Below are 18,872 nucleotides of genomic sequence, written 5' to 3' on the forward strand. Positions count from 1 at the left end.
CGGCGATGACTCGTCCGCGCGTCGTCATCGTCGGCGCGGGGTTCGGTGGGCTCTACGCCGCGCGGGTGCTCAAGGACGCGGACGTCTCGGTGCTCGTGATCGACCGCACGAATCACCACGTCTTTCAGCCGCTTCTCTACCAAGTCGCGACGGCGACACTCGCGCCGACGGACATCTGCGCGCCGATCCGGTGGTTATTGCACAAGCAGCGCAACACCGACGTCATGCTTGCGGATGTCGAGTCGATCGATCCGGTGCGGCGGATCGTCCACTGCGACCACGGGCAGGACGTCGAGTACGACTTTCTCATTCTCGCGGCGGGCGCCCGCCATTCCTACTTCGGCCACCCCGAGTGGGAACCGTACGCTCCGGGTCTCAAGAGCGCGGCCGATGCGATCGAGCTTCGGAAGCGCTGGCTGCTGGCGTTCGAGCGGGCCGACCGTACGACGGACGAAGCCGAACGGCGCGCCGAGTTGACGTTCGTCATCGTCGGTGGCGGACCGACGGGCGTCGAGCTGGCCGGAATGCTCCCGACGATTTCGCGCTTCGCCTTGCCAAGCGACTTTCGTCACATCGACACCGCGAGCGCGCGCATACTCTTGATCGAGGCCGGACCGCGGATCCTGCCCGCGATGCCGGAGGATTTGTCGGCGCGGGCGCTGCGTGATCTGACCGAGCTCGGCGTCGAGGTTCGGACGAACGCTCGTGTCACGAACCTCGGCGACGGTTGGGTCGAGGCCGACGGAGAACGGATCGAGGCTCGAACGGTCTTCTGGGCCGCCGGGAACGCCGCGTCGCCGCTCGGGAAATCGCTCGGTGTCCCGACCGACCGGGCCGGGCGCGTGGTGGTCGAGGACGATTTGAGCGTCCCCGGCCTCCCAAACGTGTTCGTCGTCGGGGACCTGGCGGTGTTGCGCAGCCGCGGGAAAGCCGTGCCTGCCATTGCCCCGGCGGCGATCCAAAGCGGGAAAGCGGCAGCGCGGAACGTTCTTCACGCCATGCGGCGTGAAGGGCGGGAGCGATTTCATTATATCAACAAGGGCGACCTGGCCACGATCGGGCGATACAAGGCCGTCGGGGTCGTGGCCGGTAAGCATCTCCGTGGCTGGTTGGCGTGGTGGACTTGGCTGTTGGTGCACATCATGTATCTGGCCGGATTTCGCAACCGGGCGGTCGTTCTGGTCGAATGGGCGTATTCCTTCTTCACGTACCAACGGGGCGCGCGGCTCATCACGCATGACTGAGCAGGTGTCGGAGTGACCGAACAGGCGGCCGGCTTCGATTTTGTGAGCATCGGCGGAGGACTCGGCGGCGTGCGCTTCGAATCGTTGATCGAGACGATTCCGCTCTCGATCGCGATCTTCGACGCCGATCTCCGCCTGACCAGCGCGAATTCGCGCTATCGCGAGCTCACAGGCGTCGATGCGCCGGCGTCGACCCGTGTATCGATCTACGACGCCTTTCCCAACGCGCTGGCCGACCTCACCGAGCAAATCGACGCCGCGGTGCGCGGCGTCACCGGGCGGGCGGCGGAGCGCGTGCCGTTCCACTTCCGCAACGGACGCCGACTGATCGAGACGACGTTCACCGCCATCGGTGAGGACGCCGGCGGCCGGTCGATCCTGTTCGCCGGGTCGGACGTCAGCGAGCGCGAAGAGCTTCGCGAAACGCTCGGCCGAAGCGTCGCGCAGCTCGAGTCGATCTTCGACGTCATCCCCGACTCGGTGCGCGTCGTGGACATCGACGGACGCACGGTTCGCTCCAACACGCAGGCGATCCAGGATCACGCGGGAGCCGCCACCCCGCCGACGACGCTGCGCGAGCTTTGGCAGCTCGACCGTCCGCGTACGATGGAAGGCACGAGCCTGTTCATGCACGAGCACCCGACGGCGCGCGCACTGCGCGGCGAACGCGTGCGCGGCGAGACGCTTTCCGTGCGCCGCGGCGCGGAGGGGGCCTCGGTAATCATCGAGGTCAACTCGAATCCGCTATACGACGAGCAGGGAAAGATCCGCGGCGCCGTCACCGTGGAGCGCGACGTCACGGCGAAGACGCACCTCGCCAAAGCGCTCGAGGAAGAGGCCCGGCGCACCGCCGAACTGTTCGAGCGAGTCTCGACCGAAGCCGAGCGGCTCGAGAGGATGGTGCAGGAACGAACCGCCGAGCTGCTCGCGCTCCAGGAAGCGCGCGCCCGCGAACGGCGGCTCGCCGCCGTCGGCCAGTTGGCCGCAGGCGTGATGCACGACGTGAACAACGCGCTCAACCCGATCATGGCGGCGTCGTATCTGCTCGAAACGAACGCCGACAATCCGGCCGCGGTCCGCGACTACGCCGTGCGCATCGCCAAAGCGGCGGAGACCGGCGCCGCGACCGCGGCGCGCGTCGGCCGGTTTATTCGTCAGGAGCCGATGCAGTCGGAGCGGGAGGAAGCCGTCGATCTCTCGCTCGTCTGCGACGAGGTCGTGGCGATGACCCGGCCGCTCTGGGCGGAGCGCGCGCGCGGCGGCACGGTCAAGCTGCAACGCGACCTCGGACGCGGCGCGATCATCCGCGGATTGGGCGGTGAGATCCGCGAGGCGCTGCTCAACCTCGTGCAAAACTCGCTGGACGCGATGCCGCACGGGGGCACGCTCGGCTTGCGAACGTCGATAGACGGCAACGAGGCCCGCCTCGAGGTGAGCGACTCGGGAATGGGCATGTCCGCGGAGGTGCGCGAGCGCGCCTTCGAGCCGTTTTTCACGACGAAGGGGCGCGCGGGAACCGGACTGGGCCTTGCCGAGGTTTATGGAATTGTAAAGCGGCATCGCGGACGGGCGGAGATCGTGTCGGAACTCGGGCAGGGAACGACGATCAGCCTGATCTTTCCGGCCGCTTCATCGCAGGCGACGGCCACATCGGCGGGCTCGGCCGTTGAGCACCGCCGGCGAACACCGCGCCGCATCCTGCTCGTCGAGGACCACTTCGACAGCCGGGAGTTCATGCAGGCGCTGCTCGAGTCCGACGGTCACCACGTCGATGCGGCGGCTGGCGTCGTGGAAGCGCTGACGCGGCTCGAAGCGCCGGGAGCGAGTTACGAGGTGCTGGTGACGGACATCGGATTGTCGGACGGCAGCGGATGGGAGCTCATCGCCGCGGTCCGTCAACGGTGGCCGTCGATTCGTATTGGAGTCGTGACAGGTTGGGAACCCGGCGGCGCCGGTGCTGGCGCCGAGGGTGACTTCATTCTTCGCAAGCCCGTTAGAACATCCGAATTGCTTGCGCAGGTCGCCGCGGAGAGTTGACGGACCCGCTCGCCGCTGGCGCCACCATTGGCGCGTGCCCAGATTGCTGACGATGACAGACGCCGCACCCAAGATTCGACTCCTCGTCGCGGAAGACGACGACAACGCACGTTCGCTTCTCACCGACCTGCTCAGCACACTCGGCCACACGATCGTTGCCGAAGTGTCGACGGGACGCGAGGCGTTCGAGCGCTCGAAGGACGTCGCGCCCGACGTCGTTTTGCTCGACGTGCACATGCCGGACGGGTCCGGCATCGAAGCCGCCGAAGCGATCACGCAAGCGATTCCCGGCGTGGCGGTCGTGCTGTTCAGCGGCGATCACACGCTGTCGCTCAGCGACCGCGAGGTGACGTCGACGGCGGCTATCGCGTTCCTGCCGAAGCCCGCGCCGCCGAAGGTGCTCGATTCGACGATCCGCCTCGCGGCGACGCGCGCCAAGGAGCTCGCGTCCGCGCGGCACGACGCCGAGTCGGCGCGTCAGGCGCTCGAGAACCGCAAGACGATCGAGCGCGCGAAAGGAATTCTCATGCGCCGCACCGGCTCGTCGGAGCAGGAAGCGTATCGCATCCTGCAGCGCACGAGCCAGGACCGGTCGGTCCCCATGGTCGAGATCGCGCGCGCGGTGCTGGCCAGTGAGCCGAGTCTGGCGGAGACGGCGAAAGAAAAAGCGTGAGGGTCTTTGACTGGAACGAAAGAGGGCGCCGTGAGGCGCCCTTTTACTTTGCTGCATCTGAGAACTGAGATTGGAGTGGTGCGAGAGCTTCCCGGTTCTTTCGCCGCGGGCTATCGCGTTCGTTGGCGCGAGCCTAGCGGCGAGCGACAGCCGTGAGAGCGAGGAGCCGCCGATGCTCGCGGCTCTTGCTGTAAGCTCGTGCTCGAGGCTAGGCTCGCCTCAACGGACGCGATGCCGGTGCGCAACAAGAAGACCGAACGATTGCGCCCAAAACAAAGCCCCCAAACCTCATTGAGGTTTGGGGGCTTTCGATCCGCCCTTCTACCGTGTTCGAACGACCGTGAATTGGAAGAAGGGACTCACCGGCAGCCCCGCGGCCGTCGTCCAGTCGATCGACGCTTGCCCGCCGGCCGGAACCGTGAACCGTAGATAGGCCACGCCGCCCGCGTTGATCAGCAGGTTCGCCGGCAGCGCGTCCGAAAGCGGCGTCACGTTGAGCGGGAACTTGTTGAGCGCGCCGCCGCTGCCGTTCGCCAGGCCCGGGAAGATGCTGCGCATGTTCCAGCTCTGCTCGAGAAAGCGCGCGTCGGTCACGCCGGGTACGTCGTCGCTGAATACTGACGTGGCCCAGTCGCGGGTCTGCGTGAGCCAGTCCGAGCCGAACACCTTGGACACGTTCGTCTGGCCGGTGTCGACCGCGTTCACGAGCGTCGACCACGTCGACCCGTCGCCGGATCCTTTGTGGTCGGCCAAATACCGCAGCAGGTTCCAGGTCGCGCCGCGCGTATTGAGATCGTCGTTGTCGGCGTAGGGCGACGTCTGCGCCGGCTTGGAGAGAAACTCGTTGTAGCGGCCGAAATTGCTTCCCTGGTACATGGAGAATTGGGTAGCGACCGTCCTCGCGGCGTTTAGGTCGATGTTCTGTCGCGGAGCGAGCCCGGTCGCCTTGTAGAACAACAATTCCTCGGCGATGTGGCTCAGTCCTTCGTTGAGCCAGGTGGCTTCGGGGTAATCGGACGTCGTGTTCACGTAGAGACGGCGGCCCGCGTTGATCAAATGCTGCTCCTCGTGCGCGAGGGTCCCCGGCGTGAGCGCCTGGATGTCGTTAAAGGGGCGCTTGTCACTGAACACGGCGTTGGGGTCGGGAACGAGCAGGTAGAACATTTCGCCCAAGTTGCTCGTCGCGCACCCGCCCAGACCGTTCGACGTCGTGGTCGGGAAAAGGTCGCGGTCGAAGAAGAACCCGCCCACCACACCGTTCGCGCCGCGCGGCGTGAGCTTGTTCACTTCCTTGGTGAAGATCATGATGATCTTCCCGTTGTGATCGATGTCCGTCGGCGTGCCAAATGTCGCGATGTCGAGCGGATTGATGAGCGTGTCGAACTGCGCCGCGAACGACGCATAGTCCGCGTCCGAGAATCCCCCGGGCGGATTGGCCGTGTCGGCCAACACGTAGGACGCGTTTGAGATCGCCGCGACGCGCGCGCCGATGTTGATCGGACTGCTGCACGGAATTTCGCCCTGCGCGTTGAGCGTGACGATCTGGTTCAACGTAAGCGTGCTCGGAATCACGTTGCGCCGTGCGCCGCCGCGCATTGCGGCGCGCGCTGAGGGAACGAGCGGAGCGAGTTGCGTCTTCGCGATCCGGCGGAGCTTCAGGTCGAACTGTTCCTGCGCATCGGAGACGCGCATGGTGAGCGGGGCTCCGCGCTGCGGAGTCGCGAAGACGTCGGCCAGCGGCGCGACATCCGGCGTCGAAAGGCCGGTCGCGCCGTGCGACGTGACGTTGACTTGGCCCAGAGCGCTTTGATTGGGATTGCCGAAGAACACGGCGACGGCGTAGTCCGAGCCGCCAGCAGCCGCACCGAGACAGATGCCCGTTCCGCTCACACCCGCCACCACGGCACCCGCGGAGGGCGTCTGCGGCGAGCCGGCCGAGCAAGCGAGCGATTGCGACGACGTTCCGGCGGTGACCACGAATTGCTGCGATAGAGCCGACCCGGTCGACCCGGCGACCGTCGCGGTAATCGAAATGTTTCCGGCCGACGATCCAAGCGTGACCGTCGCTTTCGCCTGCCCCGTCGCGTCGGTGGTCGCCGTTCCCGGCGTGACCGTCGCAGTTCCGGAGGAAACGGTGAACTGCACCGAGACGCCGGCCAAAGGCGTTCCGGAGGAGCTCGTCACTTTTACCACTAGGGGCGCCGCGAGGGCTGTGCCGAGCAGGCCAACCTGCCCGTTGCCGCTGACGATGGACAGGTTCGACGGAGAATTCGATCCGGTACCTGTCGTGCCATCAGACCCGCCGCACGCTGTCGCCAGCGCTGCGCCCCCTGCGACAAGGCCGGCCACCAGCAAAGAAACCGCGCGAGATCGACCAAACAACATGAAGCCCCTCCCAAGAGTTCGCGACGTAGTGCCCACTCGATGACGACTAAGCCGCCGCCGCGGGCTCAGGTTCGTGCTTTGGGCGGGTAATTTCCTCCATACCCAACCCAAGGAAAATCGTGCCGGCCACGAGCGCGGCCGAAATCAGAAACGGCGCTTCCTGCATCCTGTCGAACGCGAATCCGGCCAGAATCGGGAAAAGAACGCGCGCCGTTCCGCCAAACGTTTGCTGCACGCCCATGTACAAACCCCGCTCGCTGCTCGGGATCACGCGCGAGAGCAACGCGGTGACGCACGGGAACGTGAACGCCGTCCCAAGCGGCAGCAGCGCAACCGCCAATGCGAGCGGCAGAAACGGCAGAAACGCTACGGCCGAGACCGGAAGAATTCCGCCCAACCGCGCCGCGAACGCCGCCGGATCCTGCATCCGGTGAATGAACGGCAACATCGCCAGACCGGTGGCCAGCAATATCTGTCCCACTCGCGACAGTCTTGCTTCGCCGTACTTGTCCACCGCCCAACCGAGGATCAACGCTCGCGTCACGACAGAGATGACACCGATGTACGTGTAGAAATACCCGATTGTGTGCGACGTCACACCGAAGCGCGCCGCCAGGAAGAGCGCGAGAATCGCGTTGAGTCCCTGAAACGCGCCGATGCCGATCGCGTAAATCCACACCAGCCGCGAAGGCGCCTCGCTCGAATGCGTGATGACTCGCATCACCGCATCCCGCGATCTTCCTCGCCTATGGACACTCGAGCGGGCTTCCACCATGTCGCGCGACTCGACGAGGTACCGCAATGCGAAAATGCTGTTGAGAACGCAAAGCGCCGCAGCCGCGAGCCCCGGCGCGTGCGGGCCGATCTCCACGAAGCGAGAGCCGATGACGGGACCGAGGGCGACGCCCGCGTTGGTCGCCGCCGAGAGCCAGCCCAAGGCCTTGGCCCGCTGGTCCGGTTCGACCGCGTCGGCGACGTATGCCTGAATCACGCTTACCGTCCCGCCGCCCGACCCCTGGACGAGGCGCGACAAGAAGAGCAGCCACAGCGTGTTCGAGTAGGCGAAGATGACGTAGGCGATCGCCGACGCCGACATGCCGACGATCAACGCCGGTCGCCTGCCGTAACGGTCGGAGAATCGGCCCCACATCGGCGCGCTCACGAGCTGCGCGACGGCGAACGACGACACGAGCAGGCCGACCATCAGTCCGTTCGCTCCAAAATTCTTCGCGTAGAATGGAAGGAGCGGGATGATCATCAGCGTTCCGACCATGTCGATGAACGCCGTGACCATCAGGACTACCAGTTTTCCGATATCGTTGTTGCGAGTCGCCACGAACGGGAGGGGAGGGGTCGCCTACGAGGGTCGTCGTACGGCGCGCACCCGATGCCGCGCCCTGAAATCTCGCTGCCGGACCAACCCTCGGCGCCACTTGGTAAAACGCACTCCCCGAGGCCTGGCGGCCAGAGCCTAAATAGGCGGCCGATGTCGCCCGCCTAGCAACGGTCCTGATCAAATCCGAACGGCATCTACTCCGCGACGCGGCCCAGGGCCGCGGGTGGAACGGCTCGCCCCACGACGCCGGCCAGGGCGATGATGGTGAGCGCGTATGGGATCATCTCGACGAACTGCGACGGGATGGCTTGCGATCCTTGAAGCTGGATCTGGAGCGTTTCGGCCGCGGCGAACAGCAGGCAGGCCAGCGCGGCCCGCACCGGATCCCAACGGCCGAATATCGTCGCCGCGAGGGCGATGAACCCGCGGCCCGCCGTCATCTCGGCGCTGAACTGATGCTGGTCCAGCGCCAAGTACGCGCCTCCAAGCGCGGCCAGCACGCCCGACAGCGCCGCCGCGGTATAGCGCACACGCGTGACCGGAACGCCGACGGTCACCGCGGCCGCCGGATGCTCGCCGACCGCGCGCACTCGCAGTCCGAAGGGCGTGCGATAGAGAAGCCAGGCCGTTCCGGCGACGGCGATCACGCCGAGCCACACGAGCGGGTTCGCGACGAGCGACAGCACCCCCGTACCGGACTGCTCGCTGCCAAAGCCCGGAACGCGCGGTGAGTTCGCCGAGCTGTGAAACGCCAGTCGCAGGAAGAATCGCGTCGCGCCGATGACGAGCAGGTTCACCGCGATGCCCACGACGACCTGATCGGCGCGGTACTTGATCGCCGTCAAGGCGTAGAGCAGCGCCAACGCGGCGCCCCCGGTCCCCGCTCCAATGAGTCCGATCCATGGACTGCCGCTGTAGTAGCTGGCGAGCGCTCCGCAGAAGGCGCCGCCGAGCATGTAGCCCTCGAGGCCGAGTCCGATCAGACCGGCGCGCTCGGAGATGACGCCGCCGCTGGCCGCGAACAAATACGGAATCGCGATGCGCAGCGTCTGGACGAGGAAGGCGAGCAGAATCACGCCGTCGCTTCCTCGGTCGAATGGGTGTGGGCGGCGACCGATGAAGAAGCCGTCGAAGCGCGCGCCTTGCGCAGCGCCGCACGAACTCCGGGCACAGATGCCGCGACGGCGATGATCACAACCGCTTGCAGCACGTCGACGATTTGTTTCGGGACGACGGCGTTCACCGCGAGCCCGCCCTGCGAAATCGTGGCGAAGACGAGCGCGGCCAGCACGACGCCGATGGGATTGTTACGTCCCACGATCGCGACCGCGATGCCGAGGAAGCCGGCGCCCGACGCGAACGACTCCTCATAGTAGTGTTTGTAGCCGAGCACGAAATTGAGTCCGCCGATTCCGGCGATGGCGCCGGACAACGCCATCGCGCGCCACCAGACGCTCGTCACCTTCACGGCGCCGTATTCGGCCGCCAACGGTTGAAGGCCGGTTGCGCGAAGCTCGAACCCGACGCGCGTCCGGAAGAGAAACCACCACGCGACGAGCGCGGTGGCGACCGCGAGGAAAAGCACGACGTTCGCCGCCGACCCGTGAAATGCCGCGATGAAGTCCGAGAGCCGCGGCAGCGCGCCGGCGTGAATCTCCGCGGTATGTAGCGTGCCTTCGATCTTCAAATACGACACCGTCAGATAATTCAGCAGCGCGAGCACGATGAAGTTCAGCATGATCGTCGTGATCACTTCGTGTGCGCCGAACTTCGCTTTGAGCGCGCCGGGAAGTGCGCCGACCGCGCCGCCGCCGAGCGCCGCGGCCAAGATGTACACGGGGAGCGTCGCCAGGGCGGGAAGGCCGGCGGGCAGAATGAGCCCCACCAACGCCGCGGCGAATCCACCCGCCGCGAGTTGGCTTTCCGCGCCGATGTTGAACAGTCCGGCGCGCAGGCCCATCGCGACGGCGAGCCCGGTGAACGTGAGCGTCGTCGTCTTGTAGAGCACCTGCCCGATGCCGTACGCGTTCCCCCACGTACCTTCGAACAACAGCCGATAAACGGCGCCGGGGTTCTGTCCGAACGTGAGGATCAGCACGTCACCGACGACGGCGGCGACGAGCAGCGCGACGACGGCGGGCAAGACCGCCTCTTCGACACTCGTCCGCCACGACCCCACCCCTTTGAGCGACGTCACGCGGCGTGGGCTCCTTTCACCGCGGCGCCGGTCATGTGCCGGCCGAGAATTTCGACGGTTGCTTCGGCGCGCGGCAGAATCGCCGCCAAACGGCCGCCGTACATCACCGCGACGCGATCGGAGAGCGCGAGAATCTCGGCGAGGTCGGCGGACACGAGCAGGACCGCTTTGCCGGCCCCGCGCGCCTCGCGCAAGCGTTCGTGAATCAACTCGATCGCGCCGACGTCGACGCCGCGCGTCGGTTGTGCGGCGAGCAGCACCTGAAATGCGCGATGCATCTCGCGCGCGATGACGACCTTCTGTTGGTTTCCGCCCGAGAGCGCGCGAACCGCGCGCGCCGGCTCGGCGGGGCGGATGTCGAAGGCCGCGATTTGCCGCGCGGCGTTCGCGCGGATCGCGTCCTGATCCAGACGCGCGCCGCGCGTGAACCGGTGTTGTTGGCCGAGAATGAGATTCTCGGCGACGCTGTAGTCGAGAACGAGCCCGCGCGCGTGGCGGTCTTCCGGAATGTGTGAGAGACCGGCGTCGCCGCGCGCTTTCACCGACGCCCGCGTGACGTCGCGTCCGGCGACGGCGATCGTTCCGCCGCGCACGTCGCGCAGGCCGGCGATCGCCTCGATCAGCTCCGTTTGTCCGTTTCCTTCGACTCCGGCGATGCCGAGGATTTCCCCCGGCTCGACCGAAAAGCTCACACCGTGAACCGCGGTGAGGCGGCGTGCGTCCTCGACCGTGAGATCGCGGATCTCGAGGAGTGGAGTCGCCGGCAGCCGCGACGCGCGATGGACGACGTCTTGCGGACCGCCACCCTGTTCGCCGACGACGAATTCCATGGCGAGCCGCACGTCGCGCCCGACCATCGCTTTCGCGATCTCGGCGGGATTCGTCGCGCCGGTGCGCAGCTGATCGACCGTGCGGCCATGACGCATCACGGTGATCGAGTCGGAGATCGCCATCACTTCGTCGAGCTTGTGCGTGATGAGAACGATCGTCTCGCCGCGCGCGCGCATCCCGCGCAGCACCGTCCACAACTCGTCGATCTCCGGCGGCGAGAGCACAGCGGTCGGTTCGTCGAGCACGAGGATCTTGGCGCCTCGATAGAGCGTCTTGAGAATCTCGACGCGCTGCGCTTCGCCCACGGATAGATCGGCCACGACGGCTTGCGGCCGCACGGTGAGGCCCGTCTTCGCGCTCAGTTCCGCGGTCTCCCGCTCCGCGCGCGCGAGGTCGAGTCTCGCGCCGCGCGTCCGCTCTCGGCCGAGCATCATGTTCTCGGCGACGGTGAGGGTCGGGACGAGCATGAAGTGCTGGTGCACCATGCCGAGCCCCGCGGCGATCGCGTCGGCGGTGGACCAGTCCGTGACGTCGCGGCCGTTCACTTCCATGCGGCCGCCGTCCGGCGCATACATGCCGCTCAGCACGCGCATGAGTGTCGACTTGCCCGCGCCGTTCTCGCCGACGAGCGCATGGATCTCGCCGCGCGCGACCTCCAGCGAAGCCCCGCGGTTTGCGCGCACGGGACCGAAGTACTTGTGGATGTCGGTGAGCTTGATGGCGAGGGGTGCGGACTGCGTCGTCTGCTCCGCCATGCTCATCTCGTGCTCGGCACGACGATGCGCCCGGCGATGATCTCGCCCTTGAGCCGTTCGACCTTCGCGCGCACGCTGTCGGGGATGAGCGCGCGATTGTGGTCGTCGTACACGTAGCCCACGCCGTTCTCGGGGAGCCCGTACGTGTACACGCCGCCCTTGAACGTCCCTTGCTTGACGCGATTGATCATGTCGAAGACCGCCACGTCGATGCCTTTGACCATGGAGGTAACGATCCGCCCCGGCGCTTCGCTGTACTGATCCGCGTCCACGCCAATCGCGTACTTTCCAGTCTGCCGCGCCGCCTCGAACACGCCCAAACCGGTCGATCCGGACGCGTGGTAGATGACGTTGACACCTTGCTGATACTGGTTGAGCGCGAGTTCTTTGCCTTTTCCCGGATTGCGGAAGGCTTCCGGTGTTACGCCGGCGTACTGGACGATGACCTCGCAGTCCGCGCACACGCTCTTGACGCCCGCCTTGTAGCCCGCCTCGAATTTCTGGATGAGCGGAACGTCCATGCCGCCGACGAAGCCGACCTTCTTCGAGTTGCCGACCATCGCCGCGATCGCGCCGACGAGAAAAGAGCCCTCCTCTTCCTTGAATTTGAGCGCGGCGACGTTGGGCGGCGGTGGAATGATCCGACCGCGGTTGTCGTTCGAGAGCGCGTAGTCGACGTCGGCGAAATGGACGTTCGGGTATTCCTTGGCCAGCTGCGTGATGTCGTCGGTGAAGATGAACCCGACGCCGATCACGAGGTCCATGTGCTCCGCCGCGAGCACGCGGAGGCCGGCTTCGCGGTCGGTCGCTTCGCCCGGCTCGACGAGGCGAATGGTCGCGCCGAGCTTTTGTTCGGCGAGTTGCGCCCCGCGGTACGCGCCGTCGTTGAACGACTTGTCGCCCAACCCGCCGACGTCGAGCACGATGCCGACCTTGACGGCGTCGTTGGACGGGAGGCGGCCCGCGACAGCGGGGCGCACGAATAGCAGCACCACGTGGGCACCGAGCAGCGCGCCCACGAGAATCATCAGCTTTCGCATGGCGCAAAGCTGTCCTCTGGGGAGCGGGCGCGGCAAGGTACAAGGGTCTGGAATTCCGAGCGGAGGTGCGAAGCGCCGAAGCGAGGAACTATCAGTCGTTTGCTGATAGCTTTCACGCCTCATGACCGAACGAATCCGCACTCGTTTTCTCGTCATCGGCAGCGGCGTTGCGGGGTTGCACACCGCGTGGCGCGCGTCCGAGCGTGGGGACGTCGTGTTGGTGACGAAGCAGTCGCTCTTCGACAGCGCGACCGCCTATGCGCAGGGCGGCATCGCCGCGGCGCTGGGCGCCGGGGACTCGCCGGCGCTGCACCGCCAGGACACGCTTGCGGCCGGCGCGGCGCTCTGCGACGCGGCGGCGGTCGAGGTGCTCGTGGAGGAAGGGCCGGCGCGCGTGCGCGAGCTACAAACGGCCGGCGCGCACTTCGACCTCGACCCGCGCGGGCGGCTCTCGCTGGGACGAGAGGCCGCGCACTCGAAGAACCGCATCGTCCATGCGCACGGCGACCAGACCGGCGCCGAAGTCGCGCGCACGCTCATCGCGCGTGTGCGCGCCACGAAGCAAATCCGCGTCCTCGAGAAGACGCGTGTGTTGGAGCTGATCATGTGGCGCGGCGCGTGCGTCGGCGTGCGCGCGAGCGTGAAGGGCAGAGCGACCGACATCATCGCCGACGCGACGGTGCTCGCGACGGGCGGCTGCGGCCAGGTGTACCGCTACACGACGAATCCGGTGGTCGCCACCGGCGACGGCTACGCGATCGCGCACCGCGCCGGCGTCACGCTCGCCGATATGGAGTTCGTGCAGTTCCATCCTACCGCACTCGCCACGCCGGAGAACCCATTGGCTCTCATCTCGGAAGCGGTGCGCGGCGAAGGCGCGGTGCTGGTCAACGCGCGCGGGCAGCGCTTCATGCGAGGCGTGCATCCGCTCGCCGAGCTCGCGCCGCGCGATGTCGTCGCCCGCGCGATCTTCCGCGAGCAGCGGCACGGCGAGGTGTCGCTCGATGCTCGCAAGCTCGGCGCGCGTTTCGCCAAGCGGTTCCCCGGAATCTTCGCCCTCTGTGCCGCTCGCGGCATCGATCCGCGAAAAGATCTCATCCCCGTCACGCCGGCCGCCCACTACATGATGGGCGGTATCGTCACGGATCTGCGCGGGCAGTCGAGCGCGAAGCGCCTGTACGCTGTCGGCGAAGTCGCGCGCACCGGAGTGCACGGCGCGAATCGCCTGGCGTCGAACTCGCTGCTCGAGGGTCTCGTGTTCGCCGAACGGGTCGCGCGCGATCTCTCCGAGAATCCGCGCCTCACGACGCTGCCGCCGAAAAAGACGTGGAACGTACCGCGACTCACCGACCGCGGCGCCGCGCAGGTCGGCGCCGACTCGATTCGCATGGTGATGTGGTACTTCGCCGGCATCGTGCGCACGGCGCGAGGCCTGCGCGAAGCGATCGACCGTCTCGACGAAATCGGCGCGCGTTTGCCGGTCGGTGCGACCGAGGAGGCAAACATGTTGCAAACAGCGCATCTCGTCGCCGAGGCGGCGATCCGACGCCGAGAGTCGCGCGGCGGGCACTACCGTGTCGACTATCCGCGCGCAAAGACGAGCTGGCGAGGACGCCACATCGAGTTGTAGAGTGCTGACATTGGAGGCACGCGCGAGAGCATCCGCGCGTGGAGATGGATATGGATCACGCCGGTACGGCGTGGATGCTGGGCAGAATCGCCGTCTACGCCGTGCTGGCCGTGACAGCCGTGAGTGCACAGAGCTGGTTGCGCGCGAGACCGCGAGCACCGACTCTGCCGCGCTATCGCCATCGGGTTCTCGGCGTGTATGCCGAGATGACTGGTAGCCCGATCGAAGGGGTCGAGGTCATGGACGTGATGTCGGGCACGACCGCGTTCACGACGCAAACCGGTACGGTGTCGCTCGCGTTTCTGCCTGACGGCGGCTCCCTCGTTCGACTGCGGAAAGCCGGATATGCGACTCTCACGCTCACCGTCGGGATCTCGCCGAGAGACACGACGCCGATGACGGTCGTGATGAAGCGGAGCGTACGCGATCTCCCGACGGCGGTCTCGCGCGATTCAGCGCCTCGCTACCTCTCTCCCGGCCTGCACGGTTTCGAGGAGCGTAGGCGCGCCGGACTCGGCGGGCAGTTCGTGGACGAGGCGACTCTCCGGCGGATGGAGGGCGACACGATGTCGAACGTCCTTCGCCGCTTCCATGGCGCCACGCTCGAGGATGGCCGTTTCGTCTCGACGCGAAACGGAACCGTCGGGGCCGCGCGGCAGTCGCATTCCGCTCGCGGCACAGGCGACGTCGCTGTTTACGAGAACGGTATCAGACGCGCGATGATCGGGTCGATGGATTTCAGCAAAATCCTCGTCGACGACTACGCGGCCGTCGAGTTCTACGCCGGTGCGGAGACGTACCCGGCGTGGATCAGCCCCACCAACAACGACTGCGGCGTTCTACTGCTCTGGACTCGCGAACGCTGAGGCCTAAAGCGATCGCCGTCGGTCCACGCTCCCGGGACCTGTGCCTCTATCTTACGGCATGCCTGACGTTGCCCTGCCGTCCGAGATCAAGCGCCTCGCCCGCGACCGCAACGCCGTCATTTTGGCCCACAACTACGAGCGGGCCGAGGTGCAGGACATCGCCGATTTCGTCGGCGACTCGCTCGGTTTGTCGCGCGAGGCGGCCAAGACCGACGCCGACGTCATCGTCTTTTGCGGCGTCCATTTCATGGCGGAGACCGCGGCCATCCTCTCGCCGAAGAAGACCGTCCTTCTGCCGGATCTGGCGGCGGGATGCTCGCTCGCCTCGACCATCGACGCGCCGGCGCTCAGAAACTGGAAAGCCGAGCACCCCGGCGCCGTCGTCGTGGCGTACGTGAACACATCGGCCGAGGTCAAAGCCGAGAGCGACTACTGCTGCACGTCGGGCAACGCGGTCGAGGTCGTGAACTCGATCCCCGCCGACCGCGAAATCCTCTTCCTCCCGGACATGTTTCTCGGCGCGCATGTCCGCCGGATGACCGGGCGCGAGAACATGCATGTCTGGATGGGCGAGTGTCATGTGCACGCCGGCATCGACCCGGAGAACATCCGTCTCCAACGGCGCCTGCACCCCGAAGCCGAGTTCCTGATCCACCCGGAGTGCGGCTGCTCGACGAGCGTGCTGGAGGCGATGTCGGCGGGAGACGTAGACCCGCACGGCGTCCAGATCCTCTCGACGGAGGGAATGATCAAGCGTCCGGCGAAATCCCATGCCGATGAGTTCATCGTGGCGACCGAGGTCGGGATCTTGCATCGGTTACGTCGCGAGAACCCAAGCAAGCGCTTCTTTGCGGCCAACGAGCGGGCCTCGTGCGCCTACATGAAGGTCACGACCCTTCCCAAGGTCCGCGATTCACTAGCATTCTTGCAGCATCGAATAACCGTCGACTCGGACGTGGCTGGCCGGGCGCGACTGGCGATCGAACGCATGGTATCTATCGGAGGCGGCGCGACGCAGCCCTTGTCTCCAGTACCAAATGGAGTAGATCCAGGCGAGTAAGCGACAAGGGCGGAGGTGTGCCGATGGAAACTCCCGAGCTTCCCCAGCGCGAACGCAGGGCGGTCCCACGCACCATCACGCCTCTGTCCGTGCCGGCCGTGGATAGCGCGGCGACGCTGCGCTTCCCACTCACCCGCGACGCGCTGGACGCGCTCGTCCGTTCGGCACTCGTCGAGGACGGTGCCTTCAACGACATCACGACGATCGCCACCGTCGTCTCGCACCGACGTTCGCGCGCCCGGCTGGTTGCGCGACAGAGCGGAGTCGTCTGCGGCATCCCGCTCGGCCTCGAGGCGTTTCGTCTGCTCGATCAGAAGGTCTCGATCCGCGTCGAGAACGAAGATGGCATGCAAGTCCGAAGCGGCGATCCCATCCTCTTCGTGACCGGCCACGCGCGCGCCCTCCTCTCGGCCGAGCGCGTCGCTCTGAACTACATGCAACACCTGTCCGGCATCGCGACGATTACCGCGCGTTACGTCGACGAGGTGAAGGGCACGGGCGCCAAGATTCTCGACACCCGCAAGACGCTCCCCGGTTGGCGGACGCTCGAGAAGTACGCGGTGCGCGCCGGCGGCGGCACCAACCACCGGATGGATCTCTCCACTGGCGTGCTGATCAAGGACAACCACCTGGCCGCGCTCGACGGTGACGTCGGCAAGGCGGTGAAGCGCGCGCGTGAGCTGTCGCCGAAAGGTGTGAAGATCGAGGTCGAGTGCGACCGGCTGGATCAGGTCGAGCGTGCGGTCGCCGCGGGCGCCGACATCGTGCTCCTCGACAACATGCCGGTCGAGGTCATGGCCGAGTGCGTGCGCGTGGTTGCGGGCGCCGCGATCCTCGAGGCCTCCGGCGGCGTGACGCTGTCGACCGTGCGACGCATCGCCGAGACGGGCGTCAACTGGATTTCGATCGGCGGCATCACGCACTCCGCGCCGTCGATGAACCTCGCTCTGGACTTCGAGTAGCTAGGCGGCGGGCGGCGACCCGGAGGGCGAGTCGCCGGCGGAACTGCCGGGCGCGTTGTCGAGCGGCGTTCGGAATGCCGCGGCGTGAAGCGCCGCGATCAACCTGTGGGCGTCGATTCCTTGTGCCGCGAACGCCTCGGCGACGACGGGATCACGCAGCAGCGCTTGGATGATCGACGCCGCCATCGACGTCGGGCCCTCTGTGGGCAGGTACCCGACCATCCGTGTGGGCGTCGGCGTTCTCTCCATCTCGATACCGCCGCCGAACGCTCGCTGGCGCTTGAACGCCTGATAGTCCTGGCTTTCGGTTCCGAGGATCTCGAGGACGCCTGCGCGCGCCGAGTCGATGGTGATGCCAAAGCTGGCGAGCACCTGCGCGGCGATACCCTGCGCTTCACGTATCAGCCCTAGTAGAAGGTGCTCGGTGCCGACGTATGCGTGATTGAGGCCGCGTGCTTCAGCCATCGCCAACTCGAGGACCTTCTTGGCGCGCGACGTATAGGGAAGGTCGGGACCGGTGGTTTGCCCGGCTCTTCCGTTCTTGACCTTCTCGTCAATCTTCTGCTGGATGTCGTCCAGCTCGACGCCGAGGTTCTGGAGCACGGTGGCGGCGACTCCTTCACCTTCGCGAATCAACCCGAGCAGAATGTGCTCGGTGCCCACATACTCGTGGTGCAGACGCGCGGCTTCCTCGCGGGCCATGGCGAGGACCTTTCGAACACGCTCGGTGAAGTTGTAGCCGTTCATGAAGGCGTCCCTCTCGGATGCGCGCTGGTGCTCACGGCGCCGGCGGCGAGTCCGCGGGCGGTTCGGGCGGCGGCGGTTCCGAGCGATCACCGGGGGGCGGCGACTTCGCCAGCGCGCGCAGCGCCTCCGTGAGTCTTGCGATATCGATGCCCTGCGCCGCGAATACCGCGCCCACGTCCGAATCCTGGGCGAGCAGCTCGATGATCGACGCGGCCATGTGAGCCGAGGCGGAGGTCGCCGATTGAGATCCCGGCTTGACGGTCGATACCCTCATCGCGGCGATCGAGGACGCGCGCGCGATGCGTGGACGCGGTTGCGGCGGCGCGCCAATGACCCGAAGGACTCGCTCGCGGGCGGCATCGATCGTGATCCCGGCGTCGACGAGCATCTGTGCGGCGATTCCTTTCTCCTCGCGCAGCAACCCGAGAAGCATGTGTTCGGTGCCGCAGTAGCTGTGGTTCAGGTCACGCGCTTCGGTCATCGTCAGCTCGAGCACCTTCTTCGCGCGCGACGTGTAGGGCAGGTCAGGGCCGGTCGGATGACCGCTCGCGCCCCGCTTCACGACGCCGTCCACCGCATCGGCGAGCGTCTGCGGTTTTACGCCGAACGACTGAATCACCTGAACGGCGATGTTGTCGTCGCGCAGTAGCCCGAGCAGCATGTGCTCGGTTCCGACGTACTCGTGGCGGAGCCGCGCCGATTCGCTGCGCGCGCGGGCGAGCGCGTTCCGCACGTCTTCTGTGAAGTTGTACCCTTGAGCGTGCATGGGTCGCCGTCCGAAGAAATCTCTCAGCAAGTGGTCGCCGTCCTCAGAGATCCGCGCAGCTCTTGTTGATCTGTTTGCAGTCTTCGCAAATCAGCTTGCACTTCCGCCACTCGAGCCGGGCCGACCCGCAGTAGTCGCACGATGCGGCAGTCGTCGCGTCGTGGGTCTCCTCGCGAAGGGGCGATTCGGTGGCGCTGGAGGAAACAGGCGGTTCCGCGTTTGGGGACGGGCGCATGCTTCCAATGATGTTCTACGCCGCGCCGCCCACAAGGGTTTCCTGTGGCGCCTCACGCCGCCGGGTCTGCCTCGCCACATTTCGGATCCGGTACTTTCAACCCGCGAT

General features: G+C 66.5%; 15 protein-coding genes. 7 read left to right on the top strand and 8 right to left on the bottom strand.

Going from position 1 to position 18,872, the window contains the following annotated elements; genetic code table 11:
- Nucleotides 1-5 precede the first annotated feature (5 nt).
- Genes VGQ44_04680 through VGQ44_04690 form a run of 3 tightly spaced genes read left to right on the top strand, consistent with a single transcriptional unit; the run spans nt 6 to nt 3,954 of the window.
- Nucleotides 6-1,244 (top strand): NAD(P)/FAD-dependent oxidoreductase, encoded by a 1,239-nt coding sequence (locus VGQ44_04680; protein ID HEV8446086.1) that lies wholly within the window; start codon nt 6-8, stop codon nt 1,242-1,244.
- 12 nt (nt 1,245-1,256) lie between these two features.
- Nucleotides 1,257-3,281 carry an ATP-binding protein gene (locus VGQ44_04685; GenBank protein ID HEV8446087.1) on the top strand — a complete coding sequence of 675 codons (2,025 nt, stop codon included), beginning with the start codon at nt 1,257-1,259 and terminating at the stop codon, nt 3,279-3,281.
- Nucleotides 3,282-3,333: 52 nt separating this feature from the next.
- Complete coding sequence (locus VGQ44_04690; protein ID HEV8446088.1) at nt 3,334-3,954, top strand: ANTAR domain-containing protein; 621 nt, start codon at nt 3,334-3,336, stop codon at nt 3,952-3,954.
- Between the two features lie 321 nt (nt 3,955-4,275).
- On the opposite strand, the gene VGQ44_04695 is transcribed toward VGQ44_04690, so the two are convergent.
- The 6 genes from VGQ44_04695 to VGQ44_04720 all read right to left on the bottom strand — a co-directional run bounded on the left by VGQ44_04695 (nt 4,276) and on the right by VGQ44_04720 (nt 12,498).
- Nucleotides 4,276-6,138: a hypothetical protein gene (locus tag VGQ44_04695; GenBank protein HEV8446089.1), complete on the bottom strand. Its 1,863-nt coding sequence runs from the start codon at nt 6,136-6,138 to the stop codon at nt 4,276-4,278.
- Nucleotides 6,139-6,385: 247 nt separating this feature from the next.
- Complete coding sequence (locus VGQ44_04700) at nt 6,386-7,675, bottom strand: MFS transporter (GenBank protein ID HEV8446090.1); 1,290 nt, start codon at nt 7,673-7,675, stop codon at nt 6,386-6,388.
- Nucleotides 7,676-7,869: 194 nt separating this feature from the next.
- Complete coding sequence (locus VGQ44_04705) at nt 7,870-8,751, bottom strand: ABC transporter permease (protein ID HEV8446091.1); 882 nt, start codon at nt 8,749-8,751, stop codon at nt 7,870-7,872.
- Nucleotides 8,748-9,872 (bottom strand): ABC transporter permease, encoded by a 1,125-nt coding sequence (locus tag VGQ44_04710; protein ID HEV8446092.1) that lies wholly within the window; start codon nt 9,870-9,872, stop codon nt 8,748-8,750. Before VGQ44_04710 ends, VGQ44_04705 begins: the two co-directional genes overlap by 4 nt.
- Nucleotides 9,869-11,458 (bottom strand): ABC transporter ATP-binding protein, encoded by a 1,590-nt coding sequence (locus VGQ44_04715; GenBank protein HEV8446093.1) that lies wholly within the window; start codon nt 11,456-11,458, stop codon nt 9,869-9,871. Before VGQ44_04715 ends, VGQ44_04710 begins: the two co-directional genes overlap by 4 nt.
- A 2-nt stretch (nt 11,459-11,460) precedes the next feature.
- A complete protein-coding gene (locus VGQ44_04720; protein HEV8446094.1) occupies nt 11,461-12,498 on the bottom strand; it encodes a BMP family ABC transporter substrate-binding protein in 1,038 nt (345 codons plus the stop codon).
- Nucleotides 12,499-12,619: 121 nt separating this feature from the next.
- On the opposite strand from VGQ44_04720, the gene VGQ44_04725 reads away from it, so the two are divergent.
- From VGQ44_04725 to nadC, 4 genes are read left to right on the top strand one after another with little or no spacing between them, the layout of a single operon-like run.
- A complete protein-coding gene (locus VGQ44_04725) occupies nt 12,620-14,128 on the top strand; it encodes an L-aspartate oxidase (GenBank protein HEV8446095.1) in 1,509 nt (502 codons plus the stop codon).
- Between the two features lie 50 nt (nt 14,129-14,178).
- Complete coding sequence (locus VGQ44_04730; GenBank protein ID HEV8446096.1) at nt 14,179-14,994, top strand: hypothetical protein; 816 nt, start codon at nt 14,179-14,181, stop codon at nt 14,992-14,994.
- A 58-nt stretch (nt 14,995-15,052) separates the two neighbouring features.
- Nucleotides 15,053-16,054 (top strand): quinolinate synthase NadA, encoded by a 1,002-nt coding sequence (gene nadA / locus VGQ44_04735; GenBank protein ID HEV8446097.1) that lies wholly within the window; start codon nt 15,053-15,055, stop codon nt 16,052-16,054.
- A gap of 23 nt (nt 16,055-16,077) precedes the next feature.
- Nucleotides 16,078-17,016, top strand: coding sequence for a carboxylating nicotinate-nucleotide diphosphorylase (nadC, locus tag VGQ44_04740; GenBank protein ID HEV8446098.1), 939 nt, complete (start codon nt 16,078-16,080; stop codon nt 17,014-17,016).
- Here the strand turns inward: nadC and VGQ44_04745 are convergent, their stop codons facing one another.
- Both VGQ44_04745 and VGQ44_04750 read right to left on the bottom strand, forming a co-directional pair.
- A complete protein-coding gene (locus VGQ44_04745) occupies nt 17,017-17,763 on the bottom strand; it encodes a Clp protease N-terminal domain-containing protein (protein HEV8446099.1) in 747 nt (248 codons plus the stop codon).
- Nucleotides 17,764-17,794: 31 nt separating this feature from the next.
- Complete coding sequence (locus VGQ44_04750; GenBank protein HEV8446100.1) at nt 17,795-18,529, bottom strand: Clp protease N-terminal domain-containing protein; 735 nt, start codon at nt 18,527-18,529, stop codon at nt 17,795-17,797.
- Between the last annotated feature and the right edge of the window lie 343 nt (nt 18,530-18,872).

The organism is Gemmatimonadaceae bacterium (assembly GCA_036003045.1).
Classification (GTDB): Bacteria; Gemmatimonadota; Gemmatimonadetes; order Gemmatimonadales; family Gemmatimonadaceae; genus JAQBQB01.

What these genes read in the sequence shown, in the direction of transcription:
- VGQ44_04680 (HEV8446086.1), top strand. Translation starts at nt 6, where the DNA reads ATGACTCGTCCGCGCGTCGTCATCGTCGGCGCGGGGTTCGGTGGGCTC.
- VGQ44_04725 (HEV8446095.1), top strand. Translation starts at nt 12,620, where the DNA reads ATGACCGAACGAATCCGCACTCGTTTTCTCGTCATCGGCAGCGGCGTT.
- VGQ44_04750 (HEV8446100.1), bottom strand. Translation starts at nt 18,529, where the DNA reads ATGCACGCTCAAGGGTACAACTTCACAGAAGACGTGCGGAACGCGCTC.
- nadC (HEV8446098.1), top strand. Translation starts at nt 16,078, where the DNA reads ATGGAAACTCCCGAGCTTCCCCAGCGCGAACGCAGGGCGGTCCCACGC.
- VGQ44_04730 (HEV8446096.1), top strand. Translation starts at nt 14,179, where the DNA reads ATGGATCACGCCGGTACGGCGTGGATGCTGGGCAGAATCGCCGTCTAC.
- VGQ44_04715 (HEV8446093.1), bottom strand. Translation starts at nt 11,458, where the DNA reads ATGGCGGAGCAGACGACGCAGTCCGCACCCCTCGCCATCAAGCTCACC.
- VGQ44_04690 (HEV8446088.1), top strand. Translation starts at nt 3,334, where the DNA reads ATGACAGACGCCGCACCCAAGATTCGACTCCTCGTCGCGGAAGACGAC.
- VGQ44_04720 (HEV8446094.1), bottom strand. Translation starts at nt 12,498, where the DNA reads ATGCGAAAGCTGATGATTCTCGTGGGCGCGCTGCTCGGTGCCCACGTG.
- nadA (HEV8446097.1), top strand. Translation starts at nt 15,053, where the DNA reads ATGCCTGACGTTGCCCTGCCGTCCGAGATCAAGCGCCTCGCCCGCGAC.
- VGQ44_04745 (HEV8446099.1), bottom strand. Translation starts at nt 17,763, where the DNA reads ATGAACGGCTACAACTTCACCGAGCGTGTTCGAAAGGTCCTCGCCATG.